The sequence below is a fragment of the Sphingomonas sp. PAMC 26621 genome (genome assembly GCF_000251145.1).
GTDB lineage: Bacteria > Pseudomonadota > Alphaproteobacteria > Sphingomonadales > Sphingomonadaceae > Sphingomonas.
The window spans coordinates 36,541-53,362 of record NZ_AIDW01000025.1 but is presented as its reverse complement, the minus strand read 5'-3'; the positions used below and the strand labels follow the sequence as shown (position 1 = coordinate 53,362).

The 16,822-nt window shown below is 66.7% G+C and carries 14 protein-coding genes; 4 read left to right on the top strand and 10 right to left on the bottom strand.

The genetic code is table 11. From position 1 onward, the window contains the following. Positions 1–45: 45 nt before the first annotated feature. On the top strand, positions 46–819 hold the full coding sequence (locus tag RI03_RS14800; protein WP_010160735.1) for a UTRA domain-containing protein: 774 nt from the start codon (positions 46–48) through the stop codon (positions 817–819). 302 nt (positions 820–1,121) lie between these two features. On the opposite strand, the gene RI03_RS14795 is transcribed toward RI03_RS14800, so the two are convergent. Then, positions 1,122–1,787, bottom strand: coding sequence for a GntR family transcriptional regulator (locus tag RI03_RS14795; RefSeq protein ID WP_010218223.1), 666 nt, complete (start codon positions 1,785–1,787; stop codon positions 1,122–1,124). A 96-nt stretch (positions 1,788–1,883) separates the two neighbouring features. On the opposite strand from RI03_RS14795, the gene RI03_RS25260 reads away from it, so the two are divergent. Both RI03_RS25260 and RI03_RS14790 read left to right on the top strand, forming a co-directional pair. Beyond that, positions 1,884–2,198, top strand: a complete 315-nt coding sequence (locus tag RI03_RS25260) for a DUF1272 domain-containing protein (RefSeq protein WP_010218222.1) — start codon at positions 1,884–1,886, stop codon at positions 2,196–2,198. A gap of 24 nt (positions 2,199–2,222) precedes the next feature. After that, on the top strand, positions 2,223–2,705 hold the full coding sequence (locus RI03_RS14790; protein WP_010218221.1) for an OsmC family protein: 483 nt from the start codon (positions 2,223–2,225) through the stop codon (positions 2,703–2,705). A 231-nt stretch (positions 2,706–2,936) separates the two neighbouring features. On the opposite strand, the gene RI03_RS14785 is transcribed toward RI03_RS14790, so the two are convergent. From RI03_RS14785 to RI03_RS14745, 9 genes are all read right to left on the bottom strand, one after another. Next, on the bottom strand, positions 2,937–3,893 hold the full coding sequence (locus RI03_RS14785) for an aspartyl/asparaginyl beta-hydroxylase domain-containing protein (protein WP_010218220.1): 957 nt from the start codon (positions 3,891–3,893) through the stop codon (positions 2,937–2,939). A 4-nt stretch (positions 3,894–3,897) separates the two neighbouring features. Beyond that, complete coding sequence (locus RI03_RS14780) at positions 3,898–5,808, bottom strand: tetratricopeptide repeat-containing sulfotransferase family protein (RefSeq protein WP_010218218.1); 1,911 nt, start codon at positions 5,806–5,808, stop codon at positions 3,898–3,900. Beyond that, on the bottom strand, positions 5,805–6,425 hold the full coding sequence (locus RI03_RS14775) for an aspartyl/asparaginyl beta-hydroxylase domain-containing protein (protein ID WP_010218217.1): 621 nt from the start codon (positions 6,423–6,425) through the stop codon (positions 5,805–5,807). The genes RI03_RS14780 and RI03_RS14775 overlap by 4 nt, the downstream gene beginning before the upstream one ends. Then, entirely contained in the window at positions 6,422–7,060 is a 639-nt protein-coding gene (locus RI03_RS14770) for a sulfotransferase family 2 domain-containing protein (protein ID WP_010218215.1), read from the bottom strand. The genes RI03_RS14775 and RI03_RS14770 overlap by 4 nt, the downstream gene beginning before the upstream one ends. 67 nt (positions 7,061–7,127) lie before the next feature. Next, positions 7,128–9,923, bottom strand: coding sequence for a TonB-dependent receptor (locus tag RI03_RS14765; RefSeq protein ID WP_010218214.1), 2,796 nt, complete (start codon positions 9,921–9,923; stop codon positions 7,128–7,130). Between the two features lie 225 nt (positions 9,924–10,148). Next, entirely contained in the window at positions 10,149–12,266 is a 2,118-nt protein-coding gene (locus tag RI03_RS14760; RefSeq protein WP_238542385.1) for a phosphocholine-specific phospholipase C, read from the bottom strand. Between the two features lie 11 nt (positions 12,267–12,277). Next, positions 12,278–13,603 (bottom strand): DUF5690 family protein, encoded by a 1,326-nt coding sequence (locus RI03_RS14755; protein ID WP_010218212.1) that lies wholly within the window; start codon positions 13,601–13,603, stop codon positions 12,278–12,280. Continuing rightward, positions 13,600–14,412, bottom strand: a complete 813-nt coding sequence (phnX, locus tag RI03_RS14750; RefSeq protein WP_010218211.1) for a phosphonoacetaldehyde hydrolase — start codon at positions 14,410–14,412, stop codon at positions 13,600–13,602. The genes RI03_RS14755 and phnX overlap by 4 nt, the downstream gene beginning before the upstream one ends. Next, positions 14,409–15,536 carry a TIGR03364 family FAD-dependent oxidoreductase gene (locus tag RI03_RS14745; RefSeq protein ID WP_010218209.1) on the bottom strand — a complete coding sequence of 376 codons (1,128 nt, stop codon included), beginning with the start codon at positions 15,534–15,536 and terminating at the stop codon, positions 14,409–14,411. Before RI03_RS14745 ends, phnX begins: the two co-directional genes overlap by 4 nt. 230 nt (positions 15,537–15,766) lie before the next feature. Here RI03_RS14745 and RI03_RS14740 point away from each other — a divergent pair, with 230 nt between their 5' ends. Beyond that, positions 15,767–16,657 carry a LysR substrate-binding domain-containing protein gene (locus tag RI03_RS14740; RefSeq protein WP_010218208.1) on the top strand — a complete coding sequence of 297 codons (891 nt, stop codon included), beginning with the start codon at positions 15,767–15,769 and terminating at the stop codon, positions 16,655–16,657. Positions 16,658–16,822 lie beyond the last annotated feature (165 nt).

Genomic DNA, 16,822 nt, shown 5'->3' with positions numbered 1-16,822 from the left:
GTGCCGTCGCGGGCTGTCATCGTCGAACCGCAGCGAGAGGCACCGATGGCGACGCCAAGCACGATGGAAGACTTCCTGTTCGGCCCGAGCGAAGTCGCGAGCGGTCCGCAATATCTCGCGCTGCGCAACCGCATCGCCGAGGGGATCGCGCGCGGTCGGCTCGCGCCGGGTGTCCGGCTCCCGTCCGAGCGGCAGCTTCAGGTCAACACCAGCGCGGCGCGCGGGACGATCCGCGAGGCGCTGTCACAGCTCGAGGCCGAGGGGCTGGTGTATCGCCGCGATCGGAGCGGTTGGTACGTTTCGCCGCCCGCGGTGACCTATGATCCCACGCGGTGGGCGGGGTTCATGACCTATGTCACCGAACAGGGGCGCACCCCCGGCACCGAGACGCTGTCCAAGGAGATGGCGCCCGCGTCCCCCGCGCTCGCCGACATTTTCCGCGTGTCGCCGGGGACGCCGCTGTACGACATCACGCGGCGCCGTTCGATCGATGGCAGGACCGTGCTGATCGAGCGGATCATGGTCGATCCGGCGCTGGCACCGGGGTTGCTCGCGCATTCGCTCGATGCGTCGCTGACGCAGCTGCTGGCGGATCACTATCATCTCGCGGTCGCGCGCAATCGGATCGACATGAAGCCCTGTGCGCTGACCGGGGCGACGGCGGATGCGCTCGGGGTCAACCCCGGCACGCCGGGCCTGCTGGTGGTGCGGAGCAGCTTCGATGCGGCGGGGCGCGTGGTCAATTACGACCACGAATATTGGCGGCACGATGCCATCCGCGTCCATGTCGATCTCGCGGTGCGGGAGCGGACTGGGTAGGGCGCGGTTGAGGGTAGCGGGTCGTGGGGATGATCCGTTCGCGCGCAATGCCGGAAAGACGGCGGGCGCCAGGGAAGCTTGTGCTGATTTCGTGATCGGGTTCCTGACGTAAAACCTGGCGCGGTGCGGGCTCTTGCCGCACGTCAGAAAACCGAACGTTTCACTCGCGGTGCCGATCTCGGGACGATCGGCAGCTTTTGCCCAAACGCGGTCAAACAGCTGAACAAGGCGGCTGCATGAAACGCCCCCTTCGTTCAGGCGCGCTATCCAGACCCCAGTCGCCCCCTGAAAGGGACGGTTTTTTAGCCGCCGGCTCTAGATTGTAGAGGATCCTGCTCGACGATCTGTTCGATGAGAAATGCAGCCGCGTGATCAAGGTGCGCTGATAGCTGCGCGCGCGCCGCTGTTACGTCACCCCTCGCGCAGGCATCAAGCAACCCGCCGTGTTCACGCGTCCAATCAAGTCGGTTCTCAGGCAGCTTACGATAGATCGCTTCATACCGTTCAACTTCAGAGCGCAGGGACATCGCGAGTTCGAGTTGGCGCGGCCGGTTTGCCGGGAGATATAGCGCCTGATGAAATGCCCGGTCCCCCATGAGCCAATCCGGCTTGGAAGACAGCTGCTCAGCGAGCTTCGCGCTCTCGCGTATCGTCTTCAGAGCCGTCGCATCCAAAAGCGGCACGGCCTGACCGATCAGGTCCACCTCGACCAGTTGGCGAAGGTAAAAGATTTCCTGCACTTCCACGATGGTTAGTGTGGCGACATAGGCGCCACGATTGGGCACCAGCGTCACGATCCCCTCACTCTCCAGCTTCTGCAGCGCGTCACGGATGGGAATGCGGCTCACAGCGAAGCGCGCAGCCAGAGCCTCCTGCCGGAGCGCCGCGCCGGGCTGCAACACACCACGACTAATGTCGTCACGCAACGCATCGGCGATCAGTGTGGGAGTGGTCTGGGGCTTGAGCACAATTTCCTTCTAGCACTCACAGCGATTATAGCTATTGGATACATGTATCCAATTCTACGGGGATCAGTGCCTCGTGACGGTGCGGAGATGATATAAATGCTGGAACTCCGACCCAATTGCGAGCTGTGCGATGCGGATCTTCCGCCAGACTCTCCTGCCGCGCGCATCTGCACTTACGAATGCACCTACTGCGCCAGATGCGTCGAAGATGTTTTTGGAGACGTATGCCCAACTTGCGGCGGCAACTTCATGCCACGTCCGATCAGACCCCAGCAGACTTGGCGCAAAGATTTGAATCTCGGCCTGCGCTTTCACCCCGCGAGCCGCGAGCGTCGTAGGAACGCCTGGACGGACGAACAGATCGCAGAACTCACGCAGCGGTTACGAGGCGTCGCACCTGATCGACGTTGAACCCTTGGCGGGAGAGCTTACCAAATGGCCGAGCAGCATGATTTCATGAGTTGTATCGAATGGACCGGGAACCGAGGGGAAGGCACAAAGGCCTATCGGGGCTATGACAGGACCTGGGATATCGTGTCCCCGGACAAGCCGATCACCCACTGTTCGAACGACCCCCGGCTTGGCGGTGATCCTAAACTGCCGAATCCCGAAGACCTGTTCGTCTCGTCGCTCGCAGCCTGCCATATGCTCTGGTATCTTCATCTAGCCAGTCAGGCTGGCATCGTCGTGCTGGCATATCGCGACGCCCCGATAGGTGTCGGGGAGAGCACGCCTGACGGTGCAGGCCGGTTCATACGCGCCATCCTGCGCCCCCACATCGTCGTCGGGAAGGGGGCTGACCTGACCCGGGCCGAGGCAATTCATCACGAGATCGGAGAAGTCTGCTTCATCGCCCGCTCGGTTAACTTCCCCGTTACCTACGAACCGACCTTCAAGATCGCCGAACAGTCCCCATGATCAATAGCTATGCGTGATGTACGGGAACCCCCGCCTGTTTTTGTAATGCCGCGTGGATGGCAGCTATTCTAAATGGCTTACCAATCGCGGACGGTCGCCTAACCACCACTTTTCGCCGTTCCGCCTGATGCGTCGGGGCCGACAGTTGATGGGTCTCGACCACTCTCAACCGTCATCTCCGCGACGGCAGTTTCTTGCCACTATCGCTCTCATCCTCCTGCGCCGCCACCGCTAGGGCAGGGGCAGGGGCGGGGCCGCCACCAGATGCTGCAGCACGCGTTTTTCGAGCACCAGCAGCGCACTCGCGCCGTTGGTCCGCATAACGAGCCCCTCGGCGAGCGGCGTCGCGCCCGCGCGCACCGCGCCAGCGAGGCGCAGGAACGCGTCGCGGTCGCGTCCGCTCACCCCGTGCAGCGCGCAGAGCTGACGCCAGTCGAGCACGAAATGCTCGAGCAGTCGGTCGAACCGTTCGGCACGCGCGAGGGCATCGGGGGTAGCGCGCTCGACCGCGAGGTCTGCGCGGAGGTCGTCGACCAGCAATTGCACTTCGGCGGCGGGCATCACCGCGAAGCGCTGGTCGCCCTCGGTCAGCAGCGTTGGCGTGGCGTCGGGGTTCCACGCGACCGTCCGCCACGCCGCGCGCGGGGGCGTCTGGCCGCAGGCGAACTGCCAGAAGGCGGCGGTGCCGGTGGTATCGGCGACGAGATGGACGCGCGCCGCACTGCTCCGGTTCTCGACCCGGTGGCGGCGCCAGTTGTCGAAGATCCACGCCTCGCCCGCGGCCATGTGCTTCGTTTCCCCATCGCAGTGAAACGCCACCTCGGGCTGGGTGAAGACCGGCACGTGGACGCGGACGCGCGTATGCCAATGGTGGTTGATGTCGGCATGTTCTGGGACGCTCGCCCCCGGTGCGAGGCGCATCAGCCGCGCCCGGCTCCACACCACGCCGAAGCCTGCCAGCACCTGTCTCCCATATGGCATGGCGTCTAGCCAGCGCGTCGGCAGCATCTGCCCCTGATGCGAATCGTTTTCGCCGCCGTCGACCGTGATCAGCCGCGCGGCGCTGTTCCCCGCGATCCCGTCGGGATGCGGCGCCCACGCTGCGTCGGGCAGGGCGGCGACCTCGGCCTGCAGGCGGTCGACGTCGAACAGCACGGGAAGCTGGAAGAAGGGTTGCGACAGCCGCATGCGATCAGCTCCGGTAGGTCGTCAGCGCGTCGCCAAGCGCGGTGCGCAGCGGGGCGAGCCAGGGTTCGTAGTGGCGCCACTGGGTCAGGCTTGTCCGATCGATCGGCTGGCGGACCTGCTCCGAGCTCGGGGTGCGGACGCTGCGTCGGGTTTCGTGGAAGGACAGGCAGGCGGGGTCGAACGGGAGGCCACAATGCGCGAGCAACCGCCGCGCGCTGGCGTCTAGATCGGTCACGACGTCCTCCTGCTGCACGCGCAGCACGCGGCCCGGCAGCACCTCGTCCCAGTGGCGCATCAGCTCCAGATAGCAGCGGTAGTGGCGCGCAATGTCGTCGGTGGCGTAGCTGAATTCCTGGTTAGTCGTGCCGAACAGCTGTTTGAGATTGCTGAAGCAGCATGCCATCGGGTCGCGCCGCACGTCGATGATCGTCGCGCGCGGCAGGATCAGGTGGATCAGGCCGATATGCCAGACATTGTTGGGCATCTTGTCGATGAACAATGGCCGGTCGAGCGTGCGATAGGGGCGCGTCTCGGTCAGGAACCGGTCTCCTAGCGCGCGCGTCGCCGTGGCGGTCAGGCGGTGCAGCGCCTCGGGGTGGAGCGGCAGGCCGCAGGTGGGGTCGCTGCCGCACAGTTCGGCGGCGTAGCGGCCGATTTCGGTCAGTTCCTGTGTTCCCTCGACGCCGGGGTGCGAGGCGAGGATCTGCTCGATCAGCGTCGATCCCGAGCGTGGCAGCCCGACGATGAAGATCGGGGCGGGGTCGTCGACGCCCCAGCCGGCGCGCTCGGCGAAGAACTGGGGGGTGAAGGTGTGTTGCAGCCGTTGGACGCATGCCTCGGCGGCCTCTGGGCGGTAGCGCGCGGTGGCGTGGCGGAGTGCGTTGCCTTGGGCATAGGCGTGCCACGAGGCGGCGTAATCCTCGCGATCTTCCAGCGCCTTGCCCAGCGCGAAGTTCAGGTAGATGCGGTCCATCTGCTGGAGGCCGGGGCGTGCCAGCGCGGTCTGCATCCGGTCGATTTCGGCATCGCTGAAGCGATAGGTCTTGAGGTTGGCGAGGCCGAACCACGCCACGCCATAGTCGGGGCAAGCGGTGAGCGCGGCGTGATAGTCGGCGATCGCGTCGTGCTGCCGCCCGACGATCTTGAGTGCGGTCGCGCGCCACTGGCGCAGGTCGGCGATTTCCGCGGCGGATAATGTCTTGTCTTCGAGCAACCGCGCATAGACGTCGATCACCGGGGCATAATCGCCGAGGCCGACGCAGGCTGCGGCATAGGGTTTGAGATAGGCGCGGTGGTTCGCATCTTGCGCGAGCAAGCGCTCCGCCTGGGTGCGGGCGGGTGCGTGCTTCTGTTGCTGCAACAGGACCAAGGCATAATCGAGCCGCGCGTCGTGATAGTCGGGCGCGTGATCGAGGACCGCGTGGAGGATCCGTTCGGCCTCGGCCGGGTCGCTGCGATCGGTGCGGATCCGCGCGAGCAGCCGAAGCGCGCCGACATTTTGCGGGTTCTGCGGGAGATACGCGCGCAGGACCTGCTCGGCCTGCGCGAGATCGCCGTCGGCGAACAGGCTGTTTGCGACGACGATCGCGACGGGCAATTGCTTGAGCGTGGCCAGGCTGCGCGCGGCGGCTTCGGCCTGTTCGGCGTTGCCCGCGAGGCGATGGAGTTGCTCGAGCATGTCCCAGCTTGCGGGCAGCGTCGGGTTGCGCCGGACTGCCTCGTGCAACGCATGGATTGCTGCGGGCGTGTTGCGCAGCAGGACGTGGCAGTGGCCGCGCTCCTGATACAGGCGGCTGAAGGTCGGATGCGCGGCTTCGAGCCGGTCGAGCAGGGCCAGTGCGTCGGGGATGCGACCCTGCGCGCGGAGCGTTGCCGCCGTCTTAAGCAGTGCGTCGCGATCTTCCTGCACGGTCATTGCGCGACACTCGCGCGCAGCAACGGGGTCAGCCAGTCGGGTTCCGGCTGGTCGGGGTCGTAATATTCGAAGATCAGGTGGATGCGCGGGGCAGCGCCACGGTTCTGGACCCAGTGCGGGCCGAGATTGTCGACCTCGACCGCTTCGCCCTCGGCAAAGCGATGGTCCGCGCCGCCGAAATGGCAGATCACCTGATCGTTGGTCAGCAGTGGCACGTGGATCTTGTGCGGCCATTTCGCTGCGGGATTGGCGTCGGTATGCGGGTGGATCACGCCGCCCGACGGCATCCGCGCCAGCATCACGCGCGGGAACACCCCGCGTGCATAACCATAGTCGCGCACCGCCTGCTCCAGCACCGGCGCGAGTCGCGTGCGCCAGTACGGCCAGGGTGCGCGATCGTGCGAGCCACGCCAGTCGCGCGGGTCGTCGATGAAGCGGAAGACGATGTGGCGGGTCGCGTCGAGCGCGGCGAAGCGGTTGGGCTTGGCGGCATTCTCGCGGTCCCACACCGCTTCCGGAATCGCGAGCACCGCCGCGCGCAACGCCGCGATGTCGACCTGGCCGAGTGGGCGAACGCTGGTTGTCTTGCGGGGATTGCCGGAGAACGGGTCGGTCATTGCGCCCCCTCGAAGGAGTAGCCGAACAGCGCCAGATCCTGGGCATAGCGCGCGGTGACGCCGTCGATCAGCGGCTGGTCGTAATAGCGGCGATAGTCGGCGTGGCGGGTGGCGTTGACGCGTTCCAGCGCGCGGGACGGGATGCCGATCCGCGCGCAGAGCGCATCGTAGGATGCCTGCATGTCCTCGACGCGGCCGACGGCGTCGGTCAGCAGCGTGGTGCCGTCGGCGTCGAGCAAAAGCGCGGATTGCGGCTGGAACAGGATGTGCTGCTCGGGCGGGGCGCGGAACAGGAAGTGGTGCATCGTCTCCCGCGGCTGCCGTTCGAACGCATCGCCGCCGCGCAGCATGAACGCGCAATAGGACACGAAACGGTCGAACGGATTGCGGACGAACGCAAATTTTAAATAGTCGGCGAAAAGCGTGTCGCCGAGATAGGGGCGCAGTTCGCGCAGCGCGAAATGGCCGTGCTGGATCGCCGCGAGCTCGGGCCAGGGGAAGCGCTTGTTGACGAACAGCCCGACCTGTTCGAGGTCGTCCTCCCCCATCTGCTCGCGCAGCGCCTGTCGCACCGCGTGCGTGCCGGTCTTGGGCACGGCGGCGAAGATGAAGCGGTGGCGGTGCGAGACGATCATTGCGGCGCACACACGAAAAAGGCGCCCTCTCCGAGGAGAGGGCGCTCGAGGCAGGAAGGCGGCATCGTTAGAATTTGAAGCCGAACCCGAGCATGTAGGTCGCCCCGCTCTGCGTCTGATTGTACAGATAGCGGTTCTGGCCCCAGAACTGCGTGTCCTTCTGGTTGGTCAGGTTGACCGCGTTGAAGGTGAGCTGCAGCGCCGAGTTGACGTTGAGATACGCCGCGGCATCGACATAGGTGGTGGCCTCGAACCCTTGCGTGCCCGAGCTCATCACCGTGGCGCTGCGCGAGGTGTAATAGCGGCTGCGTTGATTGAGCGACCCGCGCACGCCCCACAGCTTGTTCTCGAAATACAGCGTCGCGTTGTAGCTCGTCTTCGAGATGCCGGTGATCTTCTCGTCCGCGTCGACATAGGAGAAGTTCGCCACGGCACCCAGATGATCGAACGGCGCGGGCAGGAACGAGAACTGGCTCTGCGCCGCGATTTCCGCGCCGGTCACGGTGTTGGTCCCCGCGACGTTGATCGGCATCGAGAAGTTGGCGATGATCGTGCTCGGCGTCGCGCCGGTCAGCACGCTGGTCGGTACCCCGGCATCGGCGAAGGTGATGTTGTCGGACTGCTGCGACCCGATGAAGTTGGTGATCCACTTCTTGTACACCGACGCCGACAGCAGCCCCGCCTTGCCGAAATAATATTCGACCGCGAGGTCGAGCGTATTGTCCTTGTACGGCTTCAAATTGGGGTTGCCGCGCGATGCGGTGATCTTGCCGTTGACGTCGTCCTGCGACGCCGAGCCCTGCGCCGCCATCGAGCCGAGGCCCGGGCGGTTGAGGTTCTGCGCCGCGGCGAAGCGGAGCAGGACCTGCGGGGTCAGCTCGAGCACCGCGTTCATCGCGGGGAGGACGCCGCTATAATGCCCCTTCACGTCCGCCGTGCCGAGATAGGCGTAATTGTCGCCCTGGATCCAGCCGATGCTCTGCGTATCGGTATGATAGCCGCGCACGCCGACATTGCCGCGCGCGGTCATCCCGAACAGGTCGCCATGCCAGTCGAGCTGTGCATAGCCGGACTCGGTTTCCTCCGAGGTCGTGACGACCTGCTCGATATCCTGGAGCGCGCTGCCCGTGCCATCCGCCTTCGGCCCGAGGCGGTGATATTCCTTGTACTTGGTGAACGCCTTGTCGAAATCGCCGACGACCCAGGAGCCGAAGCTGTTGTTGTAGACGCTGGTGATTCCCGCAACAGACGTGCCGCGCGTGATGTCCGTCGTGCCGTTGACGTTGCCGTCGTAGAAGTAATTGGCACCGTCCTGTTTGAAGCGGTGATAGGCGCCACCGGCGCGCAGCGTGAAGGCGTCGTTCAGCTTGTAGCGCAGGTTGATCACGCCCTCGCGCAGTTCCGAACTGTTGTTGAACGCACGATAGTAGAAATTGTCCATCGCATAGGCAGCGGCATTGGTCGGATCGAAATTCGGATAGGTGAAGGACGCCGAACGCCCGTCGGTGCCGTAGTCGGCGACCAGATTGCCCTTGCCGCGCAAGTAGAGCTTGTCGTCATAGGGCGTGTCATAGGTCGACTTTTCGTAGCCGACATGGCCGTCGACCGTGAAGCGGTCGGACGCATCCCATTTGAACGTCAGCGCCGCCTGGCTGAAACGCGTCTTGTTGAGCTGGCGGCGATGCTCGCTGCCGAAGGTCGCACCGGTCGTGTCGGTCGCGGTGACATAGTTGTTGGCGTCCCAGGCCAGGCTGTTGAGCACCGATGCGGTCTGGAAAGCGGCGGGATAGGGCTTGCCCGCCGCGCCGTCGAACGCGACCGAGCCGGTGCCGTTGATCGGCCGGGTCGCGAGGTGATATTCGTCGCGATGCGTGGTCAGCTGGCCGCGCAGGCCGTCGAGCGTCAGCAACAGGTTGGGCGCCGGACGCCACTGCACCGTTGCGGTAAGCCCGAGCCGCTCCTGACTCGCGTCGAACGAGGAAACGCGGTTGCCATCCGCGAAATAAAGGTCGCCCGACAGGAACTTGGTCCGCTGCGCCGCGGTCAGGTGCGAGATGTCGAGGCCACCCGCGACCATGTCCTGCAGGTCCGACGCGCTCGGCTTGTTGTAATTATAGGTATCGCGGCCCTGCTCGGTCGTGCGGCGCTTCGAATAGGCGGCCGAGAGCGCGATGCCGAAGGTGTTGCCCCAATTCTGGCTGAACAGCCCGGCGACGCGCGGCTGCGCATCCTTGGTATATTGGTTGGTGCCGATCTTGCCGGTGATCGCGCCCTTGGTGCCGACGCCCGATTCGAGCGGCTTGGGGGTGAACAGGCCGACCGTGCCGCCCATGCCGCCCTCGGTCTGTGCGGCTTCGTAGGTCTTCTCGACCTCGACGCGCTGGAACAGCTCGGAGGCGAAGATGTTGAAATCGAACGAGCGATCGCGCGAGCGCTGGCCGCGACTGTCCTGCGCGGAATCGACGTTGCCAAGGACTTCCATGCCGTTGAGCTGGACCCGCGCGAAATCGGACCCGAGCCCGCGCAGCGAGATCCGCCGGCCTTCGCCCGCTTCGCGCGTGATCTGCACGCCCGGCAGACGCTGCAGCGATTCCGCGAGGTTGAGCTCGGGGAACTTCGCCATGTCCTCGGCGACGATCGCATCCTTCTGGATCACTGAATTCTTCTTGATCGCGCGCGCGTCGCGCAGCGAGCGCTGATAGCCGGTGACCACGATGTCGCCAGACGTGTCGTCCGGCGTCTCGGCAGCCGCTTGCGCAAAAGCGGCATGCGGCGTGGTGCCGACGATCACCGCTGCTGCGCTGGCCAGCAGGAAACTTCGCAGCGCTGTCTGTTTGGCCTGAACCACCAGGATCTCGGTCATGTGTCTTGCCCCCCTTAAGGCGATAACTGGTATAAACCAGTTTGCCTAAGCAGGCGGGGGTGACAGTGCCGTGACAGTTCGAAGGTGAAACGATTAAATGCGGTCGAATTCTTGTTAGTGCGGGGACGGCATGCCGCAGTCTGCACGCCCGGACCTTGTCGACCTCGGCTGGATCCGGACGCTTCCAGCGAACGAGTGAGGGGTTCCAGCAGTAATCACGCCGCGCTAGCGGTTGAGCAGGCTCTGGGCGGTTTCGAACGAGAGCGTCGCCAAGCCGTGCGCCGCCGGGTCGGAATAGCTGTCGCGGCCGTTCTCGACATGGCCCGCGAGCCGCACCACCTGCCCGTCGGTGCGCACGCTCAGGTCGTACCAGCCATGGCTATGTGCGAGATCGATACCCAAGGACGATGTCTCGCCCGGCGCCAGCGTGACGCGGCGTGGCGCGGTGCCATAGGCCATGTCGGAGATCGTCAGCGTCGTCGGCGTCGCGGCGAGGCTGCGCAGGCGCAGCTTTCCCGACGGATCGACAACGGGGCTGACCCGCGGCGCACGCGCGGTGAAGCGCCGGTGGAAGCCGTTGGGGCCGAGGACGATCACGTCGTGCAACCCGGCGGCATCGGGTGCGATCTCGGCGACGAGCGACTGACCCGCGCCGACGGTGTAGCGCCGGGGGGCCGCCTCCAACTCCAGCGCATCGTATAGCTGGAACACCGCCGCCTGCTTCGCCCCGAGATTGGTGAGCCGCAGCGCGTGACCCGCACCGTGCGGTTCGAGCACGGCATCGACCACATAGGGCGTGGTCCGGCGGCGACGCAGCCCGGATTCCTGGCGCGGCGCGGTGAGTGTTTCGGGCGGATAGGGCTGGGCTAGCGGCAGCACGGCGGCGCGATCGGAGAGGGCGGCAGTCGTGGGCAGCTTGCCGACGAACGGCTCGGCATTGGGCGTGCTGAAATCGAAGCAGCTCGTCAGATCGCCGCACACCGCGCGGCGCCACGCGCTGATATTGGGTTCGCGCACCCCGAAGCGGGTCTCGAGGAAGCGGATCACGCTGGTGTGATCGAACACCTCAGAGGCGACATAGCCGCCCCGGCTCCATGGCGAGATCGCATACAAGGGCACGCGCATCCCAAGACCATAGGAGCGGTGCAGATAGGCAGCATCGGCGGTGCCCTGCGCGCGGACATGATAGTCGTCATCGGTCGGGATCGTCGATCCCCCCAGCAGCCGCGTAGGATCGGCCGGGTCGCGCGCCGGCGGGGCTGGCGGGGGGACATGGTCGAACAGCCCGTCATTCTCGTCGAAATTGAGGATGAACACGGTGCGCGCCCACACCTTGGGGTTGGCAGTCAGCGCGTCGAGCACGCGCGCGGTATAATCGGCGCCTTGCAGGGGCGACGACGGGTTGGGATGCTCGGAGAAAGCGGCGGGGGCGATGATCCACGATACTGCGGGCAAGGTGCCGGCGACGACATCGGCCTTGAGCAGATCGAGGTCGCGCGTCGTCAACGTGCGGCGGATCAGCTCGGCTTCGGTGCCGGTCGTCGCGGTCCGCGCGTCGCGATACCGGCGGAAGCCGGCGAGCGGGTTGTCGGTGAAATTGTCCGCCATGTCTTGATAGATCTGGAAGCCGACGCCCGCGGCGAGCAGCCGCTCGGGATAGGTCGTCCAGGTGTAGCCGCCATGGCCACGCGGATCGGCGAAGGAATCATAGCCATTGTCGATCGCGGGGCCGTGCCCCTTGCCTGCGGGATCGTTGGTCCCGGTCCACAGGAACAGGCGGTTGGGGTTGGTCCCCATGTGCGTCGCGGCATGATAGGCGTCGCACAGCGTGAATGCCTCGGCGAGCGCATATTGGAACGGCATGTCGGCGCGGGTGAAATGGCCCATCGCGTGGTTGTGCTTGGCCTTGGTCCACGCGCTCATCCGGCCATTGTCCCACGCCGCCTGGCTGTCGGGGAAGGTGTGCGGGGTGCCGTCGTGGCGGACCAGCGCGAAATCTTCATGCGTGTCGAAGTGGAACGGCGCGATCAGCGCTGGCGCGCCGGCATGTTCGTTGGGCTGGACGAAGACGGTGCGGTTCACCCGGTCGCCAAGGTTGGGGGCGGGGATCGCGAAGCGGTCGCCGAACCCGCGAACGCCGTTCAACGTGCCGAAATAATGGTCGAACGCGCGGTTTTCCTGAGTCAGGATCACGACGTGGTCGACATCCATGATCGTCCCGCTGCGGCGGTCGGCGGGGATGTCGAGCGCGCGCGCGATCGCCGGCATGAACGCCGCAGCCGCCCCGCCCGAGGCGAGCATCGCGCGGAGAACGGCGCGGCGATCATAAGCTGGCGTGGACATCGTCGGGTTCCTCATGTCGTCGCGGGCAGGCGGGCCCACTCCGTCGGCCCAGTCTCGGTGCGCAAGGCAGCGCGGAAACGCCTTATCGCCCATGCCGTCGCGACCAGCCCGATCGCGCAGGCGGCGTAGCATATCTCGGCGAGGAAGCTGCTCCAGTTCAGCGTGACATGCCCGAAGCTGCGCAACAGCAGCAGCGCGACGCTGCCGCAATAGCCGCTGGCATCCGCGAGATAGATCAGGAAACCGGCATTGCCCGCAAAGGCGGTCGCCGCCATCAGCCGGTCGAACAGCAGCGCGTTGAACGGCGTATAGGCCAGATACAGCCCCGCCCCCACCGCGATCATCCACCACACCGGGCCAAGCCAGCCGAGCTGGAACGCCGCGGTCGCCACGCCGAGCGTCGCCAGGCCGAGCGCGATCAGCCGCAGGTTCCAGAGCACCGCATCGGCATTGTCGCGCACCCGCATCAGCAGGCCGAGCGCGCCGAGCACGATGATCGCGACGGGCACTTCGGACCAGGTGAAGATGCTCGCTGCCCCGCCGAAGCCAAGCTCGCGCCAGATCTCGGCAGCGAAATTGTCGCGGAAATCGCGCAGTGCGGTGAGCAGGACATAGACGCCGATCAGCGCGATCAGCGCGGGCGCGTGCGCACGGAACAGCGCGGCGCGCTGCGACGCGTTCATCGGGGTGCGCGGGCGGCGTTCGGCCTCGTCGGCGGCATCCGGCGGGGGGAGCTGGACCAGCGCCCACACCGCGAGGAGCAGCATCGGCGTGAACAGCAGGCCGGTCGTCGCGGGCATCCAGCGCTCGCTCGCCCAGGCGTTTTGCAGCACGGTCTCGCCGACCGACTTGACCACGCCCGAGGCGAGGATGAAGGTCGCGCACAGCATCGCGCCGAGTACCTCGGTCAGCCGCCGCCCTTCGAGAAACCCGAACACCAGCCCCCAGATCATCCCGAGCGCAAGCCCGTTGAGGAACAGCCCGGCGACCGCCGCGACCGGCGGGAGGATCGCAAAGCCGACGAGCGCCACTTCGGACAGGCCGATCAGCAGCAGGATCGCCACGCCCCGCTTGGCGGGGGGCATTTCGGAGACGACCTTGATCCCGAGAATCTTCGACAGCGCATAGCCCGCGACCTGCGCGATCACGATCACGACCTTGAAATCGATCGCGAACGGCCAGCCGGGGATGTGGACGTAGCTGGCGGCGGTGAAGGGTTTGCGGAACGCGTACATCGCAAAATAGGCGGCGAACGCGGCACCGCCGCCGTAGAGCGCGAACAGCGCGGGCGGTGCGGTGCGCAACCAGCGCGTGACGAAGCTTTCGCGCGCGCTCATGCGGCGGGCCGTTCGCCCGCGGCGATCCGCGCGGCGATCGTTTCGAGCACCGGCCACAGGTCGGCGACGCTGTCGACCACATAGTCGGCCCCGGCAGCGTGGAGGTCGGCGGCGGCGGCGGCGACGCGGCGGGTCCGCTCGTCGACAGGAAGCGCCTGGAGCGCCGCATGGTTGAGACCGACGCCGTTGCCCGAGGCAGCGACGCCGACGGTCCACGCCCCCGCCGCCTTGCCCTCGCCGATCCCGACGCTGGCATCGTCGACCTTGACGCACGCCCAGGCGGGCCAGACGCCCAGTTCGACCAGCGCCTTCCACAGCATCAGCGGGGAGGGGCGGCCTTCCGGAGTCTCGCCCGAGCAGATGACCGCGTCGGGAGCATAGCCCTGTTCCGCGGCGCGCGGCAGGATGTCCGCCATCATCGGCCGGGTGTAGCCGGTGCACGAGCCGATCCGCACACCGTGCGCGCGCAAGGTCGCGGCGAGATCGGCTGCGCCCGGGATGAGTGCCGCGCAATCGCGCGCGGCGCTGCGCATCAGCGGCTCGACCGCATCGTGCAGGCGGGTGACGTCGTCCTCGCTCGCAGTGCTCCCGGTCGCCGCCACCCACGCCGTGGCGACGCGCGGCGCGGCCAGGATCGCGCGGATGTGATCCCGCTTGGCGCGGCCCATGTCGGCGCGCGCTTCCGCTTCGGAAACGGCGACGCCAGCCTCGGCGAAGACGCGCTGCAACGCGACGACGGGCGCGCAGCAGCCGTGGTCGATCATCGTGCCCGCCCAATCGAACACCACGGCTTTGACGGCGAAGCTCATTCTGGGTCTTTCTGCGCGGTAAGATCGGCGATCACGTCTTCGGCAAGCCCGAAGCTGGTCGAGGCCCCCGTGCCGCTGGTGACGACGACGAGGCGGACCCGCTCGGCCGGGGTCGTAACGAGGCTGTGCGTGGCGCCGGAAGCGTAGGTTCCGGTCCAGCCTTCGAGCACCGGCGGGACCGCGCCGAACACCGCGCGGAATTCGTCGAGGATCAGCTGGTCGACCGCCTCGCTCGAAAACGGGTCCGGGGTCTTGCCATAATGGTGGCTGTCGCCGACGATCAGGGTGCCATCGGCCCCTTGCGCGACGATCAGGTGGACGCCGTTGGCGAGCTGCGCGGGTTGCTCGGTCGCGAGGCGGGCGTGGAGCGCCTGCGCCTCGGGCAGCGCGGCATAGCCGAGGTAGCGGGTCAGCCCGAGGTCGGACATGATCGTCGCGGGGAGGCGGAAACCGGGTGCGGCGAGCCGCAGCATCTGCAGCTTGGAACGAGTCACGCCAGCAAGGGCCTCCGGGAACAGCGTGGCGAGATCGTCGCCCGGGCACACCACGATCGCGCTTGCGTGGACGTCGCCCGCCGATGTGGCGAGGCAGCCGGTCTCGACCCCGTGGACCGCGACGCCGCGCCGGAAGGTCACGCCATGCGCGGCCTCGAGCCATGCCGCGAGCGCCGGAATGGCGCTGCGCGATTCGACGCGGACCTCGACATCACTTTCGAGGACGCCTTCGAGCCGCGCGGGCCGGACCCCGCCAAGCCGGGCACGCGCCGCGTCATGGTCGAGCCAGCGGCACCCCTCGGCCATGTCGGTTTCCAGAAACGCCGCGCACACCGCGCGCGCTTCGGCCCGCTGCGCGACCAGCAGCAGCCCGCGTTGCTCGATCGCGATCCCCGCAGACGCGGCGACCTCGACCCACACGTCGCGCGATCGCCGCGCGCGGCGCCAGACCGTACCCTGTTCCTGGCCGGTCACGGTGATGAACCCGAAATTGCGGATCGATGCCCCATTGGCCTGCGCGTCGCGGTCGATCACTGCGACTTTCATCCCGCGCCGCACGGCGGCGAGCGCGTGCGCCAGCCCGACGATACCGGCGCCGACGATGGCGAGATCGAACGATTCGTGTGACACGCGGGACTCCCTTGCGGGGCGCACTTGGCCGCGCGCGCGAGGCGAGGCCAAGGCTTTGGCTGAATGCCGCCCATAGATAAAATCTATCGTTCTGATCGATTGTCCGCGGTTGCGCCTTCGTGTCGCGGCGCAAACGCGTCGGCGCGTCTCACGCGAGATAGGCAAGACCTATCGAGACGCCATGAAACCGTCACGCAAGCGTCACGATATCCCGCTATTTCCTGCAGCGGATGGCCGTCAATCACCAACATTTGCGCGCGTTCCACGCGATCGCGCTGGAAGGGGGCGTGTCGCGCGCGGCCCGCCGCCTCAACGTCTCGCAACCGACGCTGTCGCAGCAGTTGAAGGCATTGGAAGCGCGATACGGCGTGATGCTGTTCGAAAGCCGCAAGGTCCCGCTCAGTCTTACGGCCGCGGGGCGCGACCTGCTCGTGCTGACGCAGAAACTGTTCGCGACCGCCGCCGACATCGACGAAATCCTCGGCGAAACCGCGGAAATGACGGGGGGGATGATCCGCCTGGGGTCGGACAATCCCCATTACATCGCCCGGATGGTCGGGCTGCTCCGGCGCGACCATCCCCTAACGAGGGTGCAGGTGCGCATGGGGAACGCGCGCGAGGTGATGCAGTGGCTCGGCGACGCGCATGTCGATGCCGCGTTGGCGAGCGACCCGCCGGGCGACGCCCATTTCAGCTACGAGCCGCTCACGAGCGAGGCGCTCGCCTGCGCCTTGCCATGCGATCATCCGCTGGCGGCGCAGGCCAGCGTGCCGATCGCGGCCTTCGCCGGCGAAACGCTGTTGCTGCGCGAATCCTCGTCCAAGACCCGTGCGTTCATCGAGCGCGCGCTGGGCGACGCCGGGATCACCCCGCACGCGACGATCGAGCTCCAGACGCGCGAAACGATCCGCGAGGGGCTGGCGCTCGGCCTCGGGATCAGCGCGTTCTTCGAATCCGAATGCCCGCCCGACGCGCGGATCGCCTATCGGCCGCTCGATACCGGGGAGCGTTCCTATCCGCTGCGCAGCTACCTCGTCTGCCAGAGCGAACGCCGCCGCAGCGCGCTGATGCGCGCGCTGCGGCCGATCGTCGCCGAGATGCAAGGGAGCGGACCGGTGTAGCATCGCGCAGCAGCCTGCACCGTTGGCCCCACGTGCGCGGAACTGTCGTCCGATCGACGGCGGGCTCGACCGCCACCGCCATCAGCGCCCCGTCACGAGCTTGCAGGCGCTCGACGAAGGGGCGACGAGGCGGAACACCCGGTCCCGCGCGCACCCGACGATCGG

Bases quoted from the DNA above. Each gene is read 5' to 3' on its own strand.
- RI03_RS14765 (WP_010218214.1), bottom strand. From the start codon at position 9,923: ATGACCGAGATCCTGGTGGTTCAGGCCAAACAGACAGCGCTGCGAAGT.
- RI03_RS14775 (WP_010218217.1), bottom strand. From the start codon at position 6,425: ATGACCGACCCGTTCTCCGGCAATCCCCGCAAGACAACCAGCGTTCGC.
- RI03_RS14785 (WP_010218220.1), bottom strand. From the start codon at position 3,893: ATGCGGCTGTCGCAACCCTTCTTCCAGCTTCCCGTGCTGTTCGACGTC.
- phnX (WP_010218211.1), bottom strand. From the start codon at position 14,412: ATGAGCTTCGCCGTCAAAGCCGTGGTGTTCGATTGGGCGGGCACGATG.
- RI03_RS14755 (WP_010218212.1), bottom strand. From the start codon at position 13,603: ATGAGCGCGCGCGAAAGCTTCGTCACGCGCTGGTTGCGCACCGCACCG.
- RI03_RS14790 (WP_010218221.1), top strand. From the start codon at position 2,223: ATGGCCGAGCAGCATGATTTCATGAGTTGTATCGAATGGACCGGGAAC.
- RI03_RS14760 (WP_238542385.1), bottom strand. From the start codon at position 12,266: ATGTCCACGCCAGCTTATGATCGCCGCGCCGTTCTCCGCGCGATGCTC.
- RI03_RS25260 (WP_010218222.1), top strand. From the start codon at position 1,884: ATGCTGGAACTCCGACCCAATTGCGAGCTGTGCGATGCGGATCTTCCG.
- RI03_RS14780 (WP_010218218.1), bottom strand. From the start codon at position 5,808: ATGACCGTGCAGGAAGATCGCGACGCACTGCTTAAGACGGCGGCAACG.
- RI03_RS14770 (WP_010218215.1), bottom strand. From the start codon at position 7,060: ATGATCGTCTCGCACCGCCACCGCTTCATCTTCGCCGCCGTGCCCAAG.
- RI03_RS14800 (WP_010160735.1), top strand. From the start codon at position 46: ATGGCGACGCCAAGCACGATGGAAGACTTCCTGTTCGGCCCGAGCGAA.
- RI03_RS14740 (WP_010218208.1), top strand. From the start codon at position 15,767: ATGGCCGTCAATCACCAACATTTGCGCGCGTTCCACGCGATCGCGCTG.